At 60.4% G+C, this 22919-nt stretch carries 22 protein-coding genes and 1 tRNA gene; 13 read left to right on the plus strand and 10 right to left on the minus strand.

Going from position 1 to position 22919, the window contains the following annotated elements:
• The first annotated feature begins 40 nt into the window (after window positions 1-40).
• Entirely contained in the window at window positions 41-1147 is a 1107-nt protein-coding gene (locus GSQ93_RS09225; RefSeq protein ID WP_158935364.1) for an enoyl-CoA hydratase/isomerase family protein, read from the plus strand.
• Here GSQ93_RS09225 and GSQ93_RS09230 read toward each other — a convergent pair.
• Both GSQ93_RS09230 and GSQ93_RS09235 read right to left on the minus strand, forming a co-directional pair.
• Entirely contained in the window at window positions 1144-1569 is a 426-nt protein-coding gene (locus GSQ93_RS09230; protein WP_158935365.1) for a hypothetical protein, read from the minus strand. The two genes, GSQ93_RS09225 and GSQ93_RS09230, sit on opposite strands and share 4 nt — an antisense overlap.
• A 404-nt stretch (window positions 1570-1973) precedes the next feature.
• Entirely contained in the window at window positions 1974-2255 is a 282-nt protein-coding gene (locus GSQ93_RS09235; RefSeq protein WP_158935366.1) for a hypothetical protein, read from the minus strand.
• Window positions 2256-2616: 361 nt separating this feature from the next.
• On the opposite strand from GSQ93_RS09235, the gene dusA reads away from it, so the two are divergent.
• The gene (gene dusA / locus GSQ93_RS09240; RefSeq protein ID WP_158935367.1) at window positions 2617-3618 is read left to right on the plus strand and encodes a tRNA dihydrouridine(20/20a) synthase DusA; all 1002 of its coding nucleotides are present in this window, start codon (window positions 2617-2619) and stop codon (window positions 3616-3618) included.
• A gap of 99 nt (window positions 3619-3717) precedes the next feature.
• Window positions 3718-3793: transfer RNA gene (locus GSQ93_RS09245), tRNA-His, on the plus strand.
• Between the two features lie 130 nt (window positions 3794-3923).
• On the opposite strand, the gene GSQ93_RS09250 is transcribed toward GSQ93_RS09245, so the two are convergent.
• On the minus strand, window positions 3924-5366 hold the full coding sequence (locus GSQ93_RS09250; protein ID WP_158935368.1) for a DHA2 family efflux MFS transporter permease subunit: 1443 nt from the start codon (window positions 5364-5366) through the stop codon (window positions 3924-3926).
• Between the two features lie 205 nt (window positions 5367-5571).
• Between GSQ93_RS09250 and GSQ93_RS09255 the strand changes: the two genes are divergently transcribed.
• The 3 genes from GSQ93_RS09255 to gnd all read left to right on the plus strand — a co-directional run bounded on the left by GSQ93_RS09255 (window position 5572) and on the right by gnd (window position 9996).
• Window positions 5572-6624: an NADP(H)-dependent aldo-keto reductase gene (locus GSQ93_RS09255; RefSeq protein WP_158935453.1), complete on the plus strand. Its 1053-nt coding sequence runs from the start codon at window positions 5572-5574 to the stop codon at window positions 6622-6624.
• A 282-nt stretch (window positions 6625-6906) separates the two neighbouring features.
• On the plus strand, window positions 6907-9003 hold the full coding sequence (tkt, locus tag GSQ93_RS09260; protein ID WP_158935369.1) for a transketolase: 2097 nt from the start codon (window positions 6907-6909) through the stop codon (window positions 9001-9003).
• A 6-nt stretch (window positions 9004-9009) separates the two neighbouring features.
• Entirely contained in the window at window positions 9010-9996 is a 987-nt protein-coding gene (gnd, locus tag GSQ93_RS09265) for a phosphogluconate dehydrogenase (NAD(+)-dependent, decarboxylating) (RefSeq protein ID WP_158935370.1), read from the plus strand.
• Between the two features lie 128 nt (window positions 9997-10124).
• On the opposite strand, the gene GSQ93_RS09270 is transcribed toward gnd, so the two are convergent.
• Together GSQ93_RS09270 and nodI are read right to left on the minus strand one after the other, a co-directional pair.
• Window positions 10125-10898, minus strand: coding sequence for an ABC transporter permease (locus GSQ93_RS09270; protein WP_367889744.1), 774 nt, complete (start codon window positions 10896-10898; stop codon window positions 10125-10127).
• A 141-nt stretch (window positions 10899-11039) separates the two neighbouring features.
• A complete protein-coding gene (nodI, locus tag GSQ93_RS09275; RefSeq protein ID WP_158935371.1) occupies window positions 11040-12005 on the minus strand; it encodes a nodulation factor ABC transporter ATP-binding protein NodI in 966 nt (321 codons plus the stop codon).
• A 413-nt stretch (window positions 12006-12418) separates the two neighbouring features.
• Between nodI and GSQ93_RS09280 the strand changes: the two genes are divergently transcribed.
• Window positions 12419-12925, plus strand: coding sequence for a universal stress protein (locus GSQ93_RS09280; RefSeq protein WP_089159069.1), 507 nt, complete (start codon window positions 12419-12421; stop codon window positions 12923-12925).
• Between the two features lie 172 nt (window positions 12926-13097).
• Here the strand turns inward: GSQ93_RS09280 and GSQ93_RS09285 are convergent, their stop codons facing one another.
• The 3 genes from GSQ93_RS09285 to lexA all read right to left on the minus strand — a co-directional run bounded on the left by GSQ93_RS09285 (window position 13098) and on the right by lexA (window position 15143).
• A complete protein-coding gene (locus GSQ93_RS09285; protein ID WP_158935372.1) occupies window positions 13098-13745 on the minus strand; it encodes a DUF2939 domain-containing protein in 648 nt (215 codons plus the stop codon).
• Between the two features lie 186 nt (window positions 13746-13931).
• On the minus strand, window positions 13932-14318 hold the full coding sequence (locus GSQ93_RS09290; RefSeq protein WP_254073818.1) for a hypothetical protein: 387 nt from the start codon (window positions 14316-14318) through the stop codon (window positions 13932-13934).
• 174 nt (window positions 14319-14492) lie between these two features.
• Complete coding sequence (lexA, locus tag GSQ93_RS09295; protein ID WP_158935373.1) at window positions 14493-15143, minus strand: transcriptional repressor LexA; 651 nt, start codon at window positions 15141-15143, stop codon at window positions 14493-14495.
• Window positions 15144-15437: 294 nt separating this feature from the next.
• Here lexA and GSQ93_RS09300 point away from each other — a divergent pair, with 294 nt between their 5' ends.
• From GSQ93_RS09300 to GSQ93_RS09325, 6 genes are all read left to right on the plus strand, one after another.
• The gene (locus tag GSQ93_RS09300) at window positions 15438-16487 is read left to right on the plus strand and encodes a sulfate ABC transporter substrate-binding protein (RefSeq protein WP_158935374.1); all 1050 of its coding nucleotides are present in this window, start codon (window positions 15438-15440) and stop codon (window positions 16485-16487) included.
• Between the two features lie 191 nt (window positions 16488-16678).
• Window positions 16679-17575 (plus strand): sulfate ABC transporter permease subunit CysT, encoded by an 897-nt coding sequence (gene cysT / locus GSQ93_RS09305; protein ID WP_158935375.1) that lies wholly within the window; start codon window positions 16679-16681, stop codon window positions 17573-17575.
• Complete coding sequence (gene cysW, locus GSQ93_RS09310; protein ID WP_158935376.1) at window positions 17572-18507, plus strand: sulfate ABC transporter permease subunit CysW; 936 nt, start codon at window positions 17572-17574, stop codon at window positions 18505-18507. The genes cysT and cysW overlap by 4 nt, the downstream gene beginning before the upstream one ends.
• Before the next feature lie 15 nt (window positions 18508-18522).
• Window positions 18523-19581 (plus strand): sulfate/molybdate ABC transporter ATP-binding protein, encoded by a 1059-nt coding sequence (locus tag GSQ93_RS09315; RefSeq protein ID WP_158935377.1) that lies wholly within the window; start codon window positions 18523-18525, stop codon window positions 19579-19581.
• Between the two features lie 49 nt (window positions 19582-19630).
• A complete protein-coding gene (locus GSQ93_RS09320) occupies window positions 19631-20557 on the plus strand; it encodes a CysB family HTH-type transcriptional regulator (protein ID WP_062090223.1) in 927 nt (308 codons plus the stop codon).
• 35 nt (window positions 20558-20592) lie between these two features.
• Window positions 20593-21606 carry an asparaginase gene (locus tag GSQ93_RS09325; protein ID WP_301952054.1) on the plus strand — a complete coding sequence of 338 codons (1014 nt, stop codon included), beginning with the start codon at window positions 20593-20595 and terminating at the stop codon, window positions 21604-21606.
• 35 nt (window positions 21607-21641) lie between these two features.
• Here the strand turns inward: GSQ93_RS09325 and GSQ93_RS09330 are convergent, their stop codons facing one another.
• Window positions 21642-22103 (minus strand): GNAT family N-acetyltransferase, encoded by a 462-nt coding sequence (locus GSQ93_RS09330; RefSeq protein ID WP_158935379.1) that lies wholly within the window; start codon window positions 22101-22103, stop codon window positions 21642-21644.
• A 180-nt stretch (window positions 22104-22283) separates the two neighbouring features.
• Window positions 22284-22778 carry a peptidoglycan-binding protein LysM gene (gene lysM / locus GSQ93_RS09335; RefSeq protein WP_158935456.1) on the minus strand — a complete coding sequence of 165 codons (495 nt, stop codon included), beginning with the start codon at window positions 22776-22778 and terminating at the stop codon, window positions 22284-22286.
• Window positions 22779-22919: the final 141 nt, after the last annotated feature.

Here is a 22919-nt window from a genome sequence, read left to right on the forward strand (position 1 = left end):
TTCCATTTTCCACTCACACGAATAGAAACCTGCATTGCATATGACTGAATCCATCGATGAAATTCGTATCGAACGCGCGCAGGGTATTGGCTTCATTGCGCTAAATCGTCCGAAGGCGTTGAACGCGCTGTCCACGCCCATGCTGCACGCCATTCATCGGGCGCTGAATGCCTGGCGCGACGACCCTTTGGTGCATGCGGTGGTTATCTACAGTCCGCATCCGCGCGCGTTCTGCGCGGGCGGCGATATCCGGTTTTTATATCAATCGGCGAAGGAAGGCGAACACGCGGTCATCGAAGAATTTTTCACCGATGAATACCGCCTGAATCACGCGATTTTCACGTATCCGAAGCCGTATATCGCGTTGTTGAACGGCGTGGTGATGGGCGGCGGAATGGGCATTTCGCAAGGCGCGCGGCATACGGGCGGCGTGAGGGTGGTTACCGGTTCGACAAAGATGGCGATGCCCGAGACGCGTATCGGCTTGTTTCCGGACGTGGGCGTGAGCTGGTTCCTCGCGCGCACGCCGGGTGCGATCGGGCGTTATCTCGCAGCGACGGGCGCGACAATCGATGCCGCCGATGCACTCTACGCCGGCCTCGCCGACGCGTACATGGACGACGATGCGCTGCCCGCGCTGATCGATACGCTGAAGGAGAAGCCGTTCGCTACCGGCGCGGAGGTGGTGCGGTTTATCGAAACACAGTCGCGCTCGCTGGGCGGGAAGGCGAGCGAACTCGAGAAGGAACGCGGTTTTATCGACAAGCATTTTGCTACGGGCAATGGCGCGGCGTGCCTGAAGTCGCTGGAAAGCGTAACGAGTGATGAGGAGAGCGATTGGGCTGTCCGCACGGCGGCTGAGTTGCGTGAGCGTTCGCCGTTATCCGTCGATGTGTCGCTGGAACTGATTGACCGGGCCAAAACGTCGAGCATGGCCGAGACATTGCGGCGCGACCTCGGGCTCACGCGCGCAACGTTCGATCATGGCGATGTGATGGAAGGCATCCGGGCGCGCATTGTCGACAAGGACAATCAGCCGGTGTGGAAAGTGGCGCGAATGGAAGACGTGACGCGTGATGCAGTCGTGCGGATGTACGACAGTCCGTGGGCTGAGCGCGACCATCCGCTGGCCGCCCTGGCGGATTAGTCCGCGTCGCTGCCGGCCGTGAAGGCGCGCAGGAATACGAGCGCGCCCCAGCCCCACATTGCATTCGATGCAAAACCGAGCGCCAGCCGGGGCAGCATGTTGCCGCTCGGCCAGATACCGCGCAGCGGATCGACCACGAATACGCTCGCGGCCGTCAGCACGATGCCGCCGAACACCAGCGCGCCAACCCACGGCGCGGTGCGGTCGGGCGAGACGCGCAACAGCCACGCCATGAGGATGCCGAAAACCGCGCTCCATAAAGCGTTGCCGATGAATTCGGGAATGCCCAGCGGCAGGAATGGAACAGTCGAATAGCCGGCCGGATCAGCCACGCCGGCTGCGTGCAGCATCGCAATGGTCGCTTCACGAAAAAACAGGGCGGCGAGAAAACCCGCGACGAACGGCAGAATGACTTTTTGCATTGAAAACCACCGCTTGGGACGCGAGCCGCGGCTGCGCAAATATTTAAGGTGGCGTCATTATAGGGTCGGGTATGTCGCATTATGGTGCAATCGGGCGGGGCTTTGCGGTCTATGCAACGGGGTACTGGCTAATGCGCTAATCGGCTTGCGGTTTCGCGGCGTTGTTGGTTTCGATTGGGTTTGCAGGAGTTGTTGAAGAGGGTGCGCGGGGTGGTATCGCGGCTATGGTGGGGATCCGTTCCTTGCGTCAGGTGTGACGTGTCTTGATCGATCGGAAGGCGAATCAGCGGCGAATCCATGGCACGACCGGATTTCGCCGCTGATGCACATCGCAACGACATGATTTGCCGCCGCGGTTAGTTGTCCGGATTCCGCGAATGTGCTGTACAGCGGGCTCGCCGGTGCTATTTCGCAATCGCGTCGCTGGCCGGATTGTTGCGCAGCATGCGGTTGCTGTTGGGCGGCAGAGCGGGGCGCTTAGTTGGCATGTTGTCCGGATTGGCGGCTCGCGCGCCTCCTGCGTCCGGGGCGCTCGGCGAAACCGGCGGTTTAACCATCGACCCAGATTCGGCCGGTGCCGCGGTCTGGGCTTGCGCCCTTGTTTCCAATCCGATGCCGAGCAAGGCTGTCACGAAGGCAAGGGCGATGACGGTGCCGGCAAGCGTTTCAATCGCACGGGGTTTCATAGGTTTCTCCGGATCGGCAGCGCTTTTGGATTAAACCCAGCGAAGCGCTGTCATTTAGTTTTGTGACACCGGAGCGCGCTGAAAATTCGTTTTTTTGACGGTTGCCGGGTTTATGGCCGGGTGCGTGTTTATTTATTGCCGTCAAGGTGAGCTGGAACCGGCCTGAGAACAGTGATGCTGACATCGACCGACGGCGGCACGGAACGAAGAAAATACCGCGTGGCATCGATTCCCAACGCAGGCCGCTGATTTCACCGTAAAACCGATCGCAAGCGCCCAGTCCGTGGTTTTTCGAGCGTTACGGTAAAATTGCACATTGCCGCCCGAAAAGGCGCCCCACGCTCACAATCTGCAGTTCTTCATGTCGACAGCTTTAAAACCTAGCCCGCGCCGCGTCAGCGTTGCTCCAATGATGGACTGGACCGATAGGCATTGCCGGTCGTTTCATCGGATCTTGACGAAACACACGTGGCTTTATACCGAGATGGTCACGACCGGCGCGCTGCTGCACGGCGACGTCGCGCGGCATCTCGCATTCACTCCGGCCGAATCGCCCGTCGCGTTGCAGTTGGGCGGCAGCGAACCGGCTGATCTCGCCAAGAGCGCGAAGCTTGGCGAGCAATGGGGCTACGACGAGATCAACCTGAATTGCGGCTGCCCGTCCGAGCGCGTGCAACGCGGCGCGTTCGGCGCGTGCCTGATGAACGAACCGCAACTGGTCGCGGACGGCGTGAAAGCCATGCGCGATGCGGTATCGATTCCGGTCACGGTCAAACATCGGATCGGCGTGGACGCGGTTGAGGACTACGCCTACGTGCGCGACTTCGTTGGCACGGTCGCAGATGCCGGCTGTGAAGTCTTTATCGTCCACGCGCGCAATGCGATCCTGAAAGGCTTGAGCCCGAAGGAGAATCGCGAGATCCCGCCACTCAAGTACGAATATGCGTACCAGTTGAAGCGCGATTTTCCGCATCTGGAGATATCGATCAATGGCGGCATCACGACGCTCGACGAAGTGGAAGAGCATTTGGAACATGTCGATGGCGTGATGCTCGGCCGTGAGGCTTATCACAATCCTTACGTGCTGGCGGCCGTCGATTCACGTTTCTACGGCGCGGCCACGCCGGTGTTGTCGCGCGAGGAGGCTGAGGCCGGCTTGATCGACTACGCGCGTGAGGAGGTGGCGCGCGGGACGTCTCTAGGCGGCATTACGCGGCATGCGCTGGGTTTGTATCGAGGAGAGGCGGGTGCGCGTGGCTGGCGTCGTGTGCTCTCGGATAGCCGCCGTCTCGCTACGGGCGATATGGCCGTTTTCGATGAAGCACGCACTCATCTGCGTCAAGCCGCCGAATTCATCGAATAAGGGGCTAGGCAAAGCTAATCTTTGTTCGTATAATCTCGTTTCTCGATTCAGTAAGCCGGTTCCTGGCGAGCTAGAGAGGCAGTAAGAAGTAAGACAGTGGTGGCTGTAGCTCAGTTGGTAGAGTCCAGGATTGTGATTCCTGTTGTCGTGGGTTCGAGCCCCATCAGCCACCCCAAAAGATTCAAGCAAAAAGCCCGACTTTCAGAAGTCGGGCTTTTTGCTTTCTGGAATTCGCTTTGTCGCGTTGTCTTTGGATAAACAGGGTAGATAGCTTTTCCGGACTTCTCCTGATCCTCAGGCTCACCTTACCCCTTCCTTCCATGCCCACTCACCTGCGCGCCCGCATCGCGATGCAGGCTGAACAGATCCGCCACGCCCAGCAATCCCACCGCCCCCACGATCAAAAACGCGATACTGAAATCGGCCGGTACGACCGTCTGCGCGCCATGACCATGCATCCATTCCGCGAGCCTCAAAGCGATCGCTCCCAGCGCGACGCCGATCCCCATCGTCAACTGGAACAACGTGCTCGACAACGCCGATGCGCCGCTCATCTGCGCCTTCGGGACATCGGCGAAACTGAGTGTGTTCAGCGCCGTGAACTGCAGCGAGCGCGACAGCCCGCTCGCAAACAATACGGCGACGATGATCCAGGTCGGCGTCGTGGGCGATATCAAGCTCATCACCGCCAGCGATAAAGCCGCCAGGATCCCGTTCACGATCAGCACCGGACGAAAGCCGAAGCGCCGCATGACCGGTGTGGTGACGAGTTTCATCGATAAATTGCCGGCGAAGACCGACAACGTCAGCAGCCCGGATTCGAACGCGTTCAGCCCGAAGCCGATCTGGAACATCAGTGGCAGCAGGAACGGCGCCGCGCTGATGGCGATGCGAAACAGCGAGCCGCCGCCCATCGCTACCCTGAAGGTCTTGATCCGCAGCGCGTTGAGATCGAGCACCGGCTCGGCCGCGCGCCGCACATGCCACCACGCGCCCACGCCCGCGAGCACGCCGACCGCGATCAGCCCGCTGGCGAGAACCCAGGGCGTGTCGTTGCGGCCAATGAGTTCCATTGCGTAGAGCAGGGTCGTGCAGGCGAGGCCGCACAGCACGAAACCCATGAAATCGAAGCGGCGGCTGGCGTGCTCGCGGGTGTTATCGAGGTAACGGAGCGCCACCACCAGGCCGATCAAGCCGAGCGGCAAATTCAGATAAAAGATCCAGCGCCACGACGAATACGTGGTGATAAATCCGCCCAGCGGCGGCCCGATCACGGGCGCGACAAGACCGGGCCACGTGATGATCGAGATAGCGCGCATCAAGCCCTCTTTGGGCGTCGCGCGTAATACGGCAAGCCGTCCGACGGGGACCATCATCGCGCCGCCAATACCCTGCAGCACACGCGCCGCCGTGAACGTGGGCAGCGTCGACGTCATGCCGCACAGCACGGACGCAACCGTGAACAGGCCGATTGCGCTGCCGAACACGGTGCGCAGGCCGAAGCGATCGGCAGCCCAGCCGCTAATGGGGATGAATACGGCAAGCGTCAGCAGATACGACGTAATACCGAGGCTCAGGTCGACGGGATGAAGCCCGAAGGAGCGCGCCATCTGCGGCAGGGCCGTGGCGATGATCGTGCCGTCGAGGTTCTCCATGAAGAAGGTCGCCGCGACCAGCATCACGATAACGGAGGAACCGCGTGGGTTCGCCGCGCCGGACGTGGTGCGGGTGAGGTCGGGGGCCTGCATCGAAGACGTCTCTCTTGTTTGGATCTGAATGAACGCAGCGATATTGAAAAGCGAATGAAAGGCAGATCTCGCCGTATGCCGACAGCTTATCGGACTGGAGCGGCGCCGTGGCGATGGGCATCGATGCAGCATGGCCGGGGCTATGGTAGCTTCGGCACTCGGCTAGCGCCTTTAAAACCTGAACACGAACATGGGGAAGCAATCGATGGAGTACCGGAAACTCGGTGGAACGGATGTCAATGTCAGCCTGATCGGACTGGGGACGATGACCTGGGGCGAGCAGAACACAGAAGCCGATGCGCACGCGCAACTCAACGCCGCTCTCGATGCCGGCATCAACCTGGTCGACGCCGCCGAGATGTATCCGGTGCCGCCGCGCCCCGAGACGCAAGGGCGCACGGAGGCGTATATCGGCACGTGGCTGGCAGCGAACCCGGGTGTACGCGAGAAGATCGTGCTCGCGACCAAGATCGCGGGGCCGGCTCGCCAGCCGCATAACCCGCGGCATATTCGCGGCGCGGGCAACCAGTTCGACCGGAAAAACCTGACCGAAGCCGTCAATACCAGCCTCGCTCGGCTGCAGACGGGTTACATCGATTTATACCAGCTCCATTGGCCCGATCGCAGCACGATGACGTTCGGACGCGCGAATTATCCGTGGATAAAGGACGAATACACGGTGCCCATTGACGAGACGCTGGCGGTGCTCGGCGATCTCGTGAAGGCGGGCAAGATCCGCTACGTCGGGGTATCGAATGAAACGCCTTGGGGTGTCGCGCAATTCTTGCAGGCTGCCGACAAATTCGGCCTGCCGCGGATCGTGAGCATCCAGAATCCGTACAGCCTGGTGAACCGCACGTTCGAAGCGGGTCTCTCGGAATTCACGCATAAGGAAGACGTTGGCCTTTTGGCGTATTCGCCGCTGGCTTTCGGCTGGCTGTCCGGCAAGTACGAGGGCGGCGCGCGTCCGGAGGGCGCTCGCATCACGCTGTTCGAGCGATTTGCCCGTTACAGCAAGCCGCACACGGTCAAGGCCGTCAGCGGCTACGTGGAACTGGCGCGGCGTCACGGCCTGAGCCCGGCGCAACTCGCGCTCGCGTTCGTGAACAGCAGGCCGTTCACGACCAGCACGCTGATCGGCGCTACGTCGCTCGAACAATTGCACGAGAATATCGGCAGCGTGGACGTGAAATTGTCCGATGAGATCCTCGCCGAAATCGAGGCGCTTCACGAAGCCCAGCCGAACCCGGCGCCCTGATCGTTTCGCTGAAAACTGTCATGCGCTACCGTTACGCTAATCGAAAACAGCCACGATTTTTTACCCATTGCGTTCGTTTTTGCATGGTTTCAAGCGTAAAGTTGTTGTCTCGGTTGATGTCGTAATCGTCTGTCATAAGCCGCGCCGTGCTTGGTTGGCGCGCGCTTCGCTGCTCTTTGGTGACGCGCCAGTTGTCATGGCACTACACTTGCTCGAAGGTCCCGGTTGCCGCTGTGGTGCCTCTCGTGCCTCAGCGCGCCCTACGCAAAGGAGTCGTCGCTCATGCCGCAATCCCCCTCGAAGTCCTCTTCCGATCTCGACACCCTCGCCATCAACACCATCCGCACGCTGTCCATGGACGCGGTGCAAAAAGCCAATTCCGGTCACCCGGGTACGCCCATGGCGCTCGCACCGGTCGGCTTCCATCTGTGGCAAAACCACCTGCGCTACGACCCGACCGAGCCGCTGTGGCCGAATCGCGACCGCTTCGTGCTGTCGGTCGGCCATGCGTCCATGCTGCTGTATTCGCTGCTGCACCTGACCGGTGTGAAAGCCGTCGATCACGCCGGTAAGCCAACGGGTGGTCCGGCAGTGTCGTTGGATGACATCAAGCATTTTCGGCAGCTCGACAGCAAGACGCCGGGCCACCCGGAATACCGCATGACAACCGGCGTTGAAACTACCACCGGTCCGCTCGGGCAGGGGCTGGGAAATAGCGTCGGCATGGCGATGGCCGGGCGCTGGTATGAGTCGCACTTCAACAAGCCGGATGCACAGATTTTCGACTATCACGTGTATGCGCTGTGCGGCGATGGCGACATGATGGAAGGTATCTCGCATGAAGCTGCGTCGATGGCGGGGCACTTGAAGTTGTCGAATCTGACCTGGATCTACGACAGCAACCGCGTGACCATTGAAGGTCACACGGATCTCGCGTACAGCGACGACGTGGAAACGCGCTTCAAGGGCTACCACTGGAACACGTTGCACGTTGACGACGCCAATGACGCCGGCGCGCTCGAAGCCGCGCTGAACCAGGCGAAGGCCAACACCGACGGTCCTACATTGATTGTGGTGAAGAGCATTATCGGCTGGGGTGCGCCGCATAAGCAGGACACCTCCGCGGCGCATGGCGAGCCGCTGGGCGTTGACGAAATCAAGCTCGCGAAGAAGTTCTACGGCTGGCCGGAAGACTCGAGTTTCCTCGTGCCGGACGGCGTGTATGAGCACTTCAACGAGGGCATCGGTGCGCGTGGCAGGTCGGCCCGAGAAGCGTGGCAAAAGAGTTTCGATGACTACGCGAAGAAGTATCCGGACCTGGCGAAAGAATTTGCGCAGATCGAAGCGCATGAGTTGCCGGAAGGTTGGGACTCGGCCATTCCTACCTTCGATGCCGATGCCAAGGGCATGGCGTCACGGGAATCGTCGGGCAAGGTGCTGAACGCCATTGCGCAGCATTTCCCCTGGATGATCGGCGGTTCGGCGGATCTGTCGCCATCGACGAAAACCGATATGAAGTTCGAAGGTGCGGGCAGTTTCGAGTTCGATAACTACGCCGGCCGCAACCTGCACTTTGGCATCCGCGAGCATGTGATGGGCGCCATTTGCAATGGCCTCGCGTTGTCGAACCTGCGGCCTTACGGCTCCACGTTCCTGATTTTCAGCGACTACATGAAGCCGCCTATCCGACTCTCGGCCATCATGGAAGTGCCGGTGATCTACGTGTTTACGCACGATTCCATCGGCGTGGGCGAAGACGGTCCAACGCATCAGCCGATCGAACAATTGGCTTCGTTGCGTGGCGTGCCGGGTCTCAGCACGTATCGTCCGGGCGATGCGAACGAGGTGTCCGAATCTTGGCGTGCCGCGTTGGCCGAGCCGCAACGGCCGGCGTGCATCGTGGTGTCGCGTCAGCCTATGCCGACTTTTGACCGGACAAAATATGCGTCGGCGAAGGGCGTTCACAAGGGCGCGTATGTTCTCGCCGATGCTGAAGGTGGCAAGAAGCCGGAAGTCATCCTGATGGGGACGGGCACGGAAGTGTCGGTATGCGTTGATACTTATGAGAAGCTCAAGAGCGAAGGGATTGCGGCGCGGGTTGTGTCCATGCCGTCATGGGATCTGTTCGAACGGCAGGACGCAGCCTACAAGGATTCCGTGTTTCCGCCGGATGTCGACGCGCGTGTTTGCGTGGAGCAGGCCGGCACGCTCGGCTGGGATCGCTACGTCGGTCGTCTCGGTTCGCAGATCGTGATGCATACGTTTGGGGCGTCGGCTCCGCTTTCCGACCTGAAGAAGAAATTCGGCTTCACGCCGGAACACGTCTACGACGAAGCTAAAAAGCAAATCGAACGCGTCAAAACCAGCCACAAGGAGTAAGCCATCATGCAGATCGGAATCGTGGGACTAGGCCGTATGGGCGCGAACATTGCACGCCGGTTGATGCGCGGCGAGCAGACGTGCGTGGTGTACGACCACGCGCCCGAAGCGACGCAGGCGGTCGTGGCCGACGGCGCAACCGGCGCGAGCGACTTGGGCGATCTGGTTAAGAAGCTTGCAGCGCCGCGCTCGGTCTGGCTGATGTTGCCGGCAGGCAAGATCACGGAAGACTCGCTGAACGATCTCTACGAGATCCTGGAAGCGGGCGACACGATCATCGACGGCGGCAATAGCTTCTACAAGGACGACATCGTCCACGCGGCGAAGCTGAAAGAGAAGGGCATCCATTTCATCGATGTCGGCACCTCAGGCGGCGTGTGGGGACTCGAGCGCGGCTATTGCATGATGATCGGCGGCGAAAAGGACGTGGTGCAGCGGCATGATCCGATCTTGTCCGTACTGGCACCCGGACGCGGCGATATTCCCGCCACGCCGAACCGCGAGGGCCGCGATACACGCGTGGAAAACGGCTATATGCATGTGGGACCGGTGGGGTCGGGTCACTTCGTGAAGATGGTGCATAACGGGATCGAATACGGCTTGATGCAGGCGTATGCGGAAGGGTTCGACATCTTGAAGCACAAGTCGTCGACGGATCTGCCCGAGGCGCAACGCTACGATTTGGATATAGCAGACGTTGCCGAGGTGTGGCGTCGGGGCAGCGTGGTGTCGTCGTGGTTGCTGGATCTGACCGCGGGTGCGCTGGCCGGTAACAGCACGCTCGATAAATACTCCGCAGAAGTGGCCGACAGCGGCGAAGGGCGCTGGACTATCGAAGCGGCGCTCGAGGAGGCGGTGCCGGCGCAAGTGTTATCGGCTGCGCTGTATGCGCGGTTCCGGTCGCGAGAGGAGAATTCGTTCGCTGACCGGATGCTGTCGGCAATGCGCTTCGGGTTTGGTGGGCACAAGGAGTTCAGCCCTGGTTTGAAGTGAGCTGAATTTCCGCTGAGTTTTACGCAGCGAGCGGATTGAAGGACGTTAAAAAGCCCGTTTCAACTCACGGTGGAACGGGCTTTTTTGAGTACAACGGGTTCGAGCGGTCTATATCTCAGTCCTTTCACTTAACGCATCATCCGTCGACGGAACAACACCGCGCAGATGAAAAACGGCACGATGGCATACGCCGCGAGCACGGCCACATGCAACACCACATGTTCCGCCGGCCGGTCGAGCATCGCGGGCCGGATTAGCGCGACCGCGTGCGACAGCGGCAACAACAGCGAGACGTTTTGCGCCACTGCCGGTAACTGCGTGAGCGGGAAAAACACGCCGGAGAGCAGCAACATGGGCGTGAGGGCGAGCGTCTGGTAGAACATAAAGAAGTCGTAGCTCGGCGCCACTGCGGTCACGATCATCGCCGTGCTCGAAAACGCCAATCCAGTCAGGATAATCACGGGCAACGCATAAAGCATTGTCGGAAAACTCGCGTAGCCGAGCACGCCGGCCACCAGCATGATCGCGACGCCGGAGAGCATTGATTTGCTCGCGGCCCATACAATTTCTGCGAGCACAATATCGCCCAGCGTGAGCGGCGTATGCATGATCGCTTCCCACGTGCGCTGCACATGCATGCGCGAGAAGCCGGAGTACATGGCCTCGAAACTCGCCGACATCATCACGCTCGACGCCACCGTTCCTGCGGCGAGAAACGCGATGTACGAGACGCCATCCACGTGGCCGACCATCAGGCCAAGCCCGAGGCCCAGGCCGAATAGATAGATCATGGGGTCGGCGAGGTTGCCGAACATCGACGCAATCGCGAGCTTTTTCCAGACGAGATAATTTCGCCGCCAGACCGACATCCAGTTCGATGCGTTCGCGGGCATCGCACTCAGGAAAGGCTCGTGATAAGGCTTGCGTCGCGGCTTGAGTTGAGGCTTGAGTTGAGACTCACCCACCGTGCCGGTTGCGCGCGGCGGCGTAGTCGGGGACTCCGGGGACTCAACGGTGTTCACATTCGGTTCACTCGACATGGATCAGTCCACCATCTCGCGCCCGGTCAGGCGCAAAAACACATCTTCCAGATTCGCCGGCCGGTGCAGATAACGCACGCCAGGCCGTCCCTTTACCCGCGCATGCACGGGGGCGGGGTCATCGACATAACAAAACAGCGTCTCGCCGCTGATCTCCATGCGACCGACGAACGGCAAAAGCTCGTCACGAAGCGCTTGCGGATCGGGACCGTAGATCTCGATCACATCGCATCCGATGACCCGCTGGATCAGTTCGTCGGGCTTGCCTTCGGCCACCTTGCGGCCTTCCTCGATCACGCACAGCCGATCGCAAAGCCGTTCGGCCTCCTCCATGAAATGCGTGGTGAGCAGGATCGTCTTGCCGCGTGCAAGCAGCGAACGCAGCCGTTCCCAGATCAGATGCCGCGCTTGCGGGTCAAGCCCGGTGGTCGGTTCGTCCATGACCAGCACGTCGGGATCGTTGACCAGTGCGCGCGCGAGCGTCAGCCGCCGCTTCATGCCGCCCGACAACTCGCCGACCCGCGCGTTCGCCTTGCTTTCCAGTCGCGCAAATTCGAGCAGCGACGGCACCACGGCTTCAATCTCGCTGCCGCTCATGCCGAAATACCGGCCGAATACGAGCAGGTTTTCGCGGACCGTGAAGTCCGGGTCGAGGTTGTCGAATTGCGGCACCACGCCTACACGGCGCCGGGCGTAACGAGCACGCGAGGGGATCGGTTCATCGACGAGACGGATCGTGCCCGCATCCGGCGCGGTCAGGCCGAGCAGCATCTTGAGCGTGGTCGTTTTGCCCGCGCCGTTGGGCCCAAGCAGGCCGAAACACTCGCCGGGCTGGACATGGAACGACAGGCCGTTCACGACCGTCTTGTCACCGTAGTGTTTTTCGACGTCGATAAACTCGATCGCCGGATTTCCCGGCGCGGGGGTCGTGCGGGTCGTATCGCTGGATAGCACTGCTGAATCTGACATGCGCAAACTCGGGTGTTGGGTCGGTAGTGGGTCCGACGTTGGGTCTGACGACAAGCTAACTAGTTTAATCGATTGCACCAACGAGGCGCGTCCCGCACCGTGACCTGCACTGCGGGCGCGCATGCAGGCTATTTTGCGGTCACCGGACGCCTTCGCGGCGCTCGGATTAACCGCTAGAAAGCCCGCCCATCAAGGGATTTACGTTCCTGGCACGGTGTCCGCTTGGCGTTTCGCGAGCGACCGCGCCGCATTAGCGTTTTCCATCGTTGCCACCGGTTCAGCGACGCACCATGATGAAGGCAACGCGGCCCGGGTTTTGTCGCCCGCCCGGCCCACGGGGCAGAATCTGCACGACTATGACGACCGTTTTTTTGATTGCCCTTTGCTGCCCTCGTGCAGCGCGGAGAACCACCATGGCGAGCTACCGAAAAATCCTGTTGTGTTACGACGGCTCCCGCGAAGGGCGTAAGGCGTTACGGGACGGCGCGAATCTGGCGCTCGACCTGAAAGCCGAAACGCATGTGCTTGCCGTTGTCGACATGCGTTCCAGTATTGCTCAAAGTGCAGGCCTTCTCACCGATATGGCGTGCGGCCGTTTCGAAGACGCCGCCCGGGACATCCTGCGCGAAGGCGTGGAATGGCTGACCGAGCGAGGCGTGCCGGCGCAGGGCCACTTTGCATTCGGCCATCCTATCGATGAAATTGCCGGGCTCGCTCAAAGCTTGCAGGTGGATCTGGTGGTGGTGGGACATCGGTGCCGCACGGGTCTTGCGCGCTGGTGGATGGGTGCGGGCAACACGCCGCTGATGGATCGCGTGTCTTGCAGTATTTTGGTGGCGGTGTCGCCGACGGGTACATCGGCTGAGCAGGAAGACGCCGCGCATGCGGCGATGCCAGCGAAAGCCGAGGCCAGTGTTTGATAGGGACTCAGGTTTGCCAAGAGGTTCGATGCGGCGACGCGGGGCTGCTGATAGCGGCGGCCGGCTAAGCGGGTGCTGGTGAGTGTCGCTATCAGCCAGCCAGCAAGCAAGGCAGCAAGCCAGAAGCAACTGGTCGGACAGCCCCTTTGCTGTAGGAAAACCCACGCCTCCCTTATCCGTCGTTCAACTCCACAGCGACCAGCTTCCACGAGAACAACCCGTAGCGCCGGAGAATGGCTGAATAGCGTGCATCGCCGGTGCCATGCTGATAATTCACCGCGAAAGTATCGAAACTTCGATACCCCGCCGTGGTTTGCGGCGGCGGTTTCGGTGCTGACGGCGAAGCGACGGCAGACGCCGGTTCGGCGGGAGCGATCGGTTGGGGCGGTTGGGGCGCTTGCACGGCTCCCGGAGCCGCGACAACGGCGCCGCTTGCCTCGGGCGGAACCGGCGGTTTCTCGCCCGGATTACCCTTTGGCGGTATGCCATTGAGAATAGCCGCCACGCCGTCGGGCGTTGCATACGAATCGACCAATGGGCCGATTAGCGCCGCGCCAATCATGGCGCCGATCATCGCTAACGGATTGCCGCTCTTCTGTATGTCGATCTTTCGGGTCAGCAACTGCCCCACCTGGTCTTTCAGGCTTTCACGCAGCAGCGGAAAGTCGACGTACTGGTTCACGGTTTGAGCGTCGCGAGCGTCGGCGGCGCGTTTCAACCGGTCGAGCGCGATATACGGCGATGCATAGATCACACCGAGCAAAGCCACGACAACAACAATCAACAACGCAATGACAACGGATCTGCTGGTACGGGACATACGCTAAGGCGCCTTTGGGCTGATAAGGTAAATGCGGCTCGAATTCGAGAGTTGATGCCATGTGCGAAGACCGGAAACACAACGGCCAGAAACACGGCGACCAGACACGACTCAACTCTTAAATGGACCGCAACGGCGCCAGAATTATCCCCGCGTTATCCCTGTAAATTTCATTGCTTCTTAAAATCAGGCGAGCAATCCGCCTTCAACGCCTGCCCGCTCCTCGTCGATGCATCGGTCGATCATGCGCGACACAGCCTCAATATTGCCGACCATGATGACCCGCGACTCACTGCGATAAACCCTCACCGGCGCGCGTTGCTCGGCCCGCGCATGCACCGATGCGCTCAGCGATACCCGCGCGAACGCTGGCTGCCGCGAGGGCAGGACGGGTAGATCTTTGAAGAGATCGGGGGTGTCAGCGGGCTTCGGTGTCTTGCAGGAGATCAGCGAGCGCAGATGCCGCAAACGGCCAAATTCGCGGAATTGCCGAAACGAAAGCGGCGCGCGTGCAGTCGGCGCGAACGATGCGGATAAAAATGAAGCAGAAAACAGCCGGGCGAATCGTTCCATGATGTTTCTCCGATGACCGATGACAATAGGACGCGCACCGGTTCATCACGGTTGCGATGTCCGTCACGCTTTATAGGGCCGGAATTCAAGCGCAGTGCGGCTGGAGGCAGAAGTACCCGGAACGCCCGGGATCACTTACCGCCGCGCTGCAAATCAGAAATCAACAAACAGAAATCAAAGCTCGCCGGAACGAATCAATCCGACCGCGATACCTTCCAGTGCAAAGTCGTCGCTGCCTGACGCGACGAAGATGTTTTCGTAATCAGGATTTTCAGCGATCAGTTCAACACCATCTGGGCGACGCTTCCAGCGTTTCACCGTGACGTCGTCGCCGATTCGCGCCACGACGATCTGCCCGTCCTTAGCCTCGTTTTTCTTCTGCACGGCGAGCAGATCGCCGTCGAAGATGCCTGCGTCGCGCATGGAGAGACCGCGCACCTTCAACAGATAGTCCGGTTTGCTGGAGAACAGCGCCGGGTCGCAGGCGTAATGCTGGGAGATGTGTTCCTGCGCGAGGATCGGGCTACCCGCCGCCACGCGCCCGACCAGCGGCAATTGCATGATGCTGGCGTGCGGCAGCGTGAACTGATGCGGCCCTTCGTCCATGCTGCCGTTGGTCAGCAAGCGAATGCCACGCGATGAACCGGCCGCCAGTTCAATCACCCCCTTACGCGCCAGCGCCCGAAGATGCTCTTCGGCGGAGTTAGCAGAGCTAAAACCAAGCTCGGCTGCGATCTCGGCGCGCGTGGGCGGAAACCCCGTGCGTTCGATCGCGCGCTGGATCAGTTCGAAAACTTCTTGCTGCCGCGCAGTCAGTTTGCTCATTTTGGTCACGTGCTTTTGCCCCTTGTATGGCTGGTCGTCCACTGTATGGATGAACAGATGCCTGTAGTTTTATACAGTATTCGGCGCTTTTCAAGCTTTACTTTAAGTTCGACGTCGTCAGAACCACACAGAGGCCACAAACGCGGTGCTCCAGCGGCTGTTTGATGGCCGCAACGCCGCTTGCAGCCGTCATTAGCACTTTTTGATCTAAAAGAATGAATAACAATTATTTTTAATAATGAAAGCTCGTCGATAGACTCGGCTGCTCAAACACAAAAGACGGGGAACGGGGCAATGCTGAGTCGGAATTCGGGGTGGGGCGCACGTGCAAGGAAGCTATTTGCCACGGCAGTGATCGGGGCAGCGTCAGTGACTGGAATGACCGCGGGAATGATCGCGCAAGCGCGCGCCGATACGTCGTTCCTGAACGTGTCATACGACCCGACGCGTGAGCTGTACCAGGAATTCAATCAGGCTTTCGGCAAGAAATGGAAGGCCGAAACCGGAGAGACCATCACGTTCAAGCAATCGCACGGCGGCTCGGGTGGTCAGGCGCGCTCGGTCCTCGACGGCTTGCAAGCAGATGTGGTGACGCTGGCGCTGGCTTACGACATTGATGCGCTGGCAGGCAAAGGACTGGTCGCCCAGGATTGGCAGAAGCGCTTGCCGGACAACGCGTCGCCGTACACATCGACCATCGTGTTCCTCGTGCGCAAAGGCAACCCGAAGCAGATCAAGGACTGGCCGGATCTGCTCAAGCCGGGCGTGTCTATCGTGACGCCGAATCCGAAGACGTCTGGCGGCGCGCGCTGGAATTACCTCGCGGCGTGGGCCTACGCAGAACATCTGCCAGGCGGCAACGCAACGACTGCCAAGGACTTCGTGACCAAGCTCTATAAGAATGCCGGCGTGCTGGATTCGGGCGCACGCGGCGCCACCACCAGTTTCGTGCAGCGCGGACAGGGCGACGTGCTGATTGCGTGGGAAAACGAGGCGTTCCTGTCGTTGAAGGAATTCGGTTCGGACAAGTTCGAGATCGTGGTGCCGTCGGTGAGCATCCTGGCAGAGCCGCCGGTCGCGGTGGTCGACAAGGTCGTGGATCGTCATGGCACGCGCAAGCTGGCTGAGGCGTACCTCAAGTATTTGTATAGCGAGGAAGGCCAGGAGATCGCGGCACGCAACTTCTATCGGCCGCGTTCCACAGCAGTTCCGGCTGCGCTGACGAAGCAGTTTCCAAAGATCAAGCTCTACACCATCGACGATTCGTTCGGTGGCTGGACCAACGCACAAAAGACGCATTTCGCCGATGGCGGCGTGTTCGATTCGATCTATCAGCCGCAGTGAGCCGGGCAGTACGTAGAGCAACAAGCAGGGCGGCATGAAGAGCAGCATCGCCGGCGCTTATGCGCTCGCGGTGCTGTAGTCGTAAAGAAGCTTGAAACAACACTACGGCCGCATAGACGGCCATGAAACCAACCCGAAGCTCGACCCCGAAGCGCCGTCCCCGCGGCGCGACGGAACTGGATGATTCACGCATGACGACTTTCACTTTCCGCAAGCCCAGCGCACTGCCGGGCTTCGGCCTGACGCTTGGCATCACGGTGGCGTATTTGAGCCTCGTGGTGCTGATTCCGCTCGCCGCGACCTTCGCCAAGACGGCTACGCTCGACTGGGCGACGTTCGTGCGCGCGGTCACGTCGCCGCGCGTGCTGGCGTCGTATCGGCTGACGTTTACGGCGGCTCTCGGTGGCGCGCTGATCAACGCCGTGTTTGGTTTCCTCGTGGCGTGGGTGCTCGTGCGTTATACGTTCCCGTTCAAGCGTGTGGTGGATGCCGTCGTCGATCTGCCGTTTGCGTTGCCGACGTCCGTTGCGGGCATCGCGCTGGCCGCGGTGTATGCGCCGAATGGGTGGATCGGCCAGTTCCTCGCGCCGCTTGGGATCAAGGTGGCGTTCACGCCCTTGGGCGTGCTCGTGGCGTTGACGTTTATCGGTTTGCCGTTCGTCGTGCGCACCGTGCAGCCCGTGCTGGAAGATTTCGAGCGCGAGCAGGAAGAAGCGGCTGCGTGCCTGGGCGCTACCCGCTGGCTAACGTTTCGCCGCGTGGTGCTGCCGTCACTGTTTCCCGCGATCCTGACCGGTTTCGCGCTCGCGTTTGCGCGTGCGCTCGGCGAATACGGGTCCGTGATTTTCATCGCGGGTAATGTGCCGATGAAGTCCGAAATCACGTCGCTGCTGATCATCACGAAGCTCGAACAATACGACTATGCCGGGGCGACCGCGATCGCCGTGGTGATGTTGTGCGTTTCGTTCCTGATGCTGCTGCTGATCAACACGCTGCAATGGTTCCTGCAACGACGCACGAGCCGCGGTGGTTCGGGTCCTGCGCCCGCTTCGGCCGGTGCATTGCATATTGACGGGGCGAAAGCATGAGCGCCGTCAACCAGAAAACTGAGGATGTCACCACGGCCCGCGTGACTGAGCACAGGCTTGATCCTGTTACCGAACCCCGTGTCGTGCGCTGGGTCCTGACGGCCATTGCGTTGATTTTCCTGGCGCTGTTTCTTGTCGTGCCGCTCGTTGCCGTGTTTGCACAAGCGTTTGCGAAGGGCGTGGACTATTACTTCGATTCGCTGAAAGACCCCGACGCGTGGTCGGCCATCAAGCTCACGCTGATTGTTGCCGCGATTGCGGTGCCGCTGAACGTGGTGTTCGGGTTGACCGCGTCCTGGTCCATCGCGAAGTTCGAATTCCGCGGCAAAGCCTTCCTCACGACGCTGATCGATTTGCCGTTTTCGGTGTCACCGGTCGTCTCGGGCCTGATCTATGTGCTGATGTTCGGCGCGCAAGGCTGGTTCGGTCCCTGGCTCATCGACCACAACGTGCAGATCATCTTCGCGGTGCCCGGCATTGTGCTCGCCACTGTCTTCGTCACATTCCCGTTCGTTGCACGCGAGTTGATCCCGCTGATGCAGGCGCAAGGCAACGACGAAGAAGAAGCCGCGCACGTACTTGGCGCGTCGGGCTGGCAGATCTTTCGACGCGTGACCTTGCCGAACGTGAGATGGGGTTTGCTGTACGGCGTGATTCTTTGTAATGCACGTGCGATGGGTGAGTTCGGCGCGGTATCGGTGGTATCGGGCCATATCCGCGGACAGACCGACACCATGCCGCTTCATGTAGAGATTCTCTACAACGAATACAACTTTTCGGCGGCGTTCGCCGTGGCGTCGCTGCTTGCGCTGCTCGCGCTCGTCACACTCGGCCTGAAGCTGCTCGCTGAGCGCCGCATGTCGCAATCGATTGAAGCAGTGCAGGCACGACCCGCCGATGTGCAGGCTGCGTCAGTGTCAATCCAGAACTAGAAGGCGAAAATCACCATGAGCATCATCGTTCGCAATTTGCAGAAGCGCTTTGGCGATTTCGTCGCACTGGATAACGTCTCGCTCGACTTTCCGTCGGGCGAACTCGTCGCGTTGCTCGGACCGTCGGGCTGTGGCAAGACCACGCTGCTGCGCGTGATCGCGGGGCTGGAATACGCGGACGCCGGCTCGGTCGTGTTGAACGGCGAGGATGTGGCGGCCGTGGGCGCGCGCGAGCGGCAGGTCGGCTTCGTGTTCCAGCATTACGCACTGTTCCGCCATATGACCGTGTTCGAGAACGTGGCGTTCGGCCTGCGCGTGAAACCGCGCAAGGAGCGGCCGTCGGAAGCGGTCATCCGCGAGAAAGTGCATGAATTACTGAAGCTGGTGCAGCTCGACTGGCTGGCACAAAGGTTCCCCTCTGAGCTTTCAGGTGGGCAGCGGCAACGGATCGCGCTGGCCCGCGCGCTTGCAGTTGAACCGAAGGTGCTGCTGCTCGACGAACCGTTCGGCGCACTCGACGCCAAGGTCCGCAAGGAACTCCGTAGCTGGCTGCGGCGTCTGCACGATGACCTGCATATCTCGACTATTTTCGTCACGCACGATCAGGAAGAGGCGCTTGAGGTTGCGGACCGGATCGTGGTGTTGAATCGTGGGCATGTGGAGCAGGTCGGCAGTCCGCAAGACGTCTATGATCATCCGCAGACATCGTTTGTGTACGAGTTCCTTGGCGCTGCAAACCGGCTCAAGGGCAGCGTGGATGCGAACGGTTTTGTGGCGCAGGGCGCCGCGCAGCCGATCGCCACGGAAGCGAATTTCACGGGGCCGGCGTTCGCGTACGTGCGGCCTCACGACCTGACGCTGTTCCCGACCGCTTCGGGTCATCGCGATGGCATCGTAGTCGATGTCCGCCGTGTCGTGACGCTGGGCGGTTCGGTGCGCGTGGATCTGGAAGGCGCTGAAGGCAACGTGCTGGAAGCGGAACTGGATCGCGAAACGTGGCGTGGATTGAATCTGAATATCGGCGACGGCGTGACCGCCGTGCCGCGTGTTCTGCGCGTGTTCCCGGCGCATTGAGCTTACTGAACGAGCTTACTGAGCAAGCATACTGAAAAGAGAGGCTGACATGAACTTCCAGCAATTGCGTTTCGTACGTGAAGCCGTCCGGCAGAACATGAATCTGACCGAGGTAGCGAACGTGCTCTATACGTCCCAATCGGGTGTATCGAAGCAGATCAAGGATCTCGAGGACGAACTTGGCGTCGATATCTTCATTCGACGCGGCAAGCGTCTCACGGGCCTCACCGAGCCGGGCAAGGAAGTGCATCAGGTGATCGAGCGCATGCTGCTCGATGCCGAGAATCTGCGCCGCGTGGCTCGCCAATTTGCCGATCAGGACAACGGCCATCTGGTGGTGGCAACCACGCACACGCAGGCGCGTTACGCGCTGCCCAAGGTGATCCGCCAGTTCACCGAGGTATTCCCGAAGGTCCATCTCGCACTGCGTCAGGGCAGTCCGCAACAGATCGCGCAGATGATCATCAACGGCGAGGCGGACATCGGCATTTCGACGGAAGCGCTCGACAGGTACCCGGATATCGTCACGTTCCCGTGCTATTCGTGGCATCACACGGTGGTGGTGCCAAAGGGGCATCCGCTGGTCGGCCGCGAGAACATCACGCTCGACGAGATCGCCGAATATCCGATCGTCACGTATGACCATGATTTCACCGGCCGCTCGCATGTGGATCAGGCGTTTGCGAAAGCGGGCGCGCTGCCGGACGTGGTGCTGACCGCTATCGATGCCGACGTCATCAAGACGTACGTGGAACTGGGCATGGGCATCGGCATTGTGGCGGCAATGGCCTTCGACGAAAAACGCGATACCGAACTCGTCGCGCTCGACACGCAGCATCTGTTCGAAGCGAGCACCACGCGCGTGGGTTTGAGGAAGGGTGCTTTCCTGCGGGCGTATGCGTACAGGTTGATCGAGATGTTCGCGCCGCAACTGGATGAAGCGCAGATCGCGGCGCAATTGCGGGAAGCTGCATAGAGCTTACAAAATCAGCCGGTCACCGCTCCGCTACAATTACGGCCATGAACTCATCACACATTTCATTGCCGCGGATCGCGGTGCTGGCCACCGGCGGGACCATTGCGGGCGAGGCCGGCGATGCCTCGAAAACCTCGGGTTACAAGGCCGGCGTGGTCGGCGTCGATAAACTGCTCGGCGCCGTGCCTTCGCTCTCGCAAGTCGCGCAGATCCAGGCCGAGCAAGTAGCGAGCATCGACAGCAAGGACATGACACCTGCGCTGTGGGCCACGCTTTGCACGCGGGTGAATGCGTTGCTGGCGCAGGACGATATCGACGGCATCGTCATCACGCATGGCACGGACACCCTTGAGGAAACTGCCTACCTGCTGCATCTCACTGTTAAAAGCGAAAAACCGGTCGTGCTCACGGCGGCCATGCGGCCCGCGACGGCTTTATCCGCCGATGGCCCGCTGAACCTCCTCAACGCGGTAACGGTAGCGGCGAGCCGGGCATCGTGGAAGCAGGGCGTGCTGGTCGCGTTCAACAACCAGATCCACTGTGCCCGCGACGTGACCAAGACAAGCACCTATGCCGTCGATGCGTTCCGTTCGCCCGAAGGTGGTGCGCTCGGCTGGGTGCAGGACGGGCAGGTAGAATTCCAGCGTTCAGTGGTTAGGCCGCATACGCTGCATAGCCCGTTCCAGATGCCCGCCGAACTGCCCGCGGTCGAGATCGTGACGAGTTACGCGGGGGCGTCGCGAGCGGCTATCGATGCACTCGTTGCCACGGGTGTCAAAGGGCTCGTGATGGCAGGGACGGGCAACGGCTCGATTCATTCGACGCTGCAACAGGCGGTTGCCGATGCCATCAAACAAGGCGTTGCGGTGGTCCGGTCGTCGCGGGTTGGGGCGGGGCATGTAATGCGTAATGGCGCTGCGCCCGACGATGCGCTCGGCTCGATCACAGCAGGCGCTTTGAACCCGTACAAGGCGCGCGTGCTGCTGATGCTGGCGCTGGCGGCGGGCACTGCGTCGGCAGATTTGCAACGCGTCTTCGATACATATTGACGCTAGATAAACGCCGGATCTCCGGCGTTAGAGTTCTATCCGCCCAGCATCTTCCGATACTGCACAAAGCCCGACCGGTCCGCGATGCGGTCATACAACTGCATCGCGTCGGTATTGGTTTCATGAGTCAGCCACCAGACTCGCGAGCATTGCGCTTCTTCGGCCTTGGCATAGACATGCTCGATGAGCTTGCGTCCAATCCCGGCTCCGCGAATATCCGGTTCCACGTATAAGTCCTGCAGATAACAGTAGTCGCCTGCAGTCCAGCATGACCGATGCATGATCCAATGCACGATTCCGACTATGCGGCCGTCCATGACTGCGACTGCAGCGAACACGGGCTCAGCAGGATCGAGCATACGCACCCATGTGCGCAGGGTGGTATCCATGGGGATATCGGTCTTGTAGAACGCCTGATAGCCGCGCCATAGCGTCAACCATGCGTCGAAGTCAGGAATGGCCGCCGATCTGATCTGAAGCGGAGATGTTAAGGTCATGGATGGGGCTTTTCGTGGCGTGAGGAGAGGGTGAGGGAGATCATAGAGCGCCTTTACGTAGCCCAAAAGAGCCAGCGTCGCTTGTTTGCAGGGAGCCACGCGGGGTTCGCCGATGCAATAAAAAACGCGACCCTCGAGTCGCGTTTTCATTCAAGCATCCAAGCATTCCACCGGCGTTGATCAAGCCAGCGCGGGAATCCGCAGAACCTGTCCCGGGTAGATCTTGTCCGGGCTCTTGAGCATCGGTTTGTTGGCTTCGAAGATAACGTCGTTCTTCGCGCCGTTGCCGTAGTATTTGTCGGCGATCTTCCAGAGATTGTCGCCGGAAGCCACAGTATGAAATTGCGAAACGGGTGTGGGGGTGGGTACGGTCAGTTGATCGTCGACCTTGTCCACATGCTGAACGTTACCCGCTGCCACGACGATCTTTTCCTTCGTCGCCTGATCCGCGGCCTGGCCGCTTACCGTGACCGTATGCGACGCGCCATCGAAGCTGACTTGCAGGTTGTCGGCGTTCAAGCCTTGCGTGCGGATATACGCCGCGATTGCATCGCCGGCCGTTTTGTTGAGAGCCGCGATATCCGGTGCCGCTGCTGCGGGTGCTGCTTTAGCCGTGGTCGAAACAGCGCCGAATAACTTCTCGCCAGCGTCCTTGATGAAACTGAGAATGCCCATGTTGCAACTCCTGTAATAACCGGGTAGATCGGCCTGATAGAGCCGAGCCATTTAGTCTCCAGAACTAAGCGATAGTTCTCGGATTTCCCCGATGGAATTGTCAAACTGTGTAGGCAGGCATTTTGATGCGCATAAGGCAAC

It is taken from the genome of Burkholderia sp. S171 (assembly GCF_009766085.1).
In the GTDB taxonomy this organism is placed as follows: Bacteria; Pseudomonadota; Gammaproteobacteria; order Burkholderiales; family Burkholderiaceae; genus Caballeronia.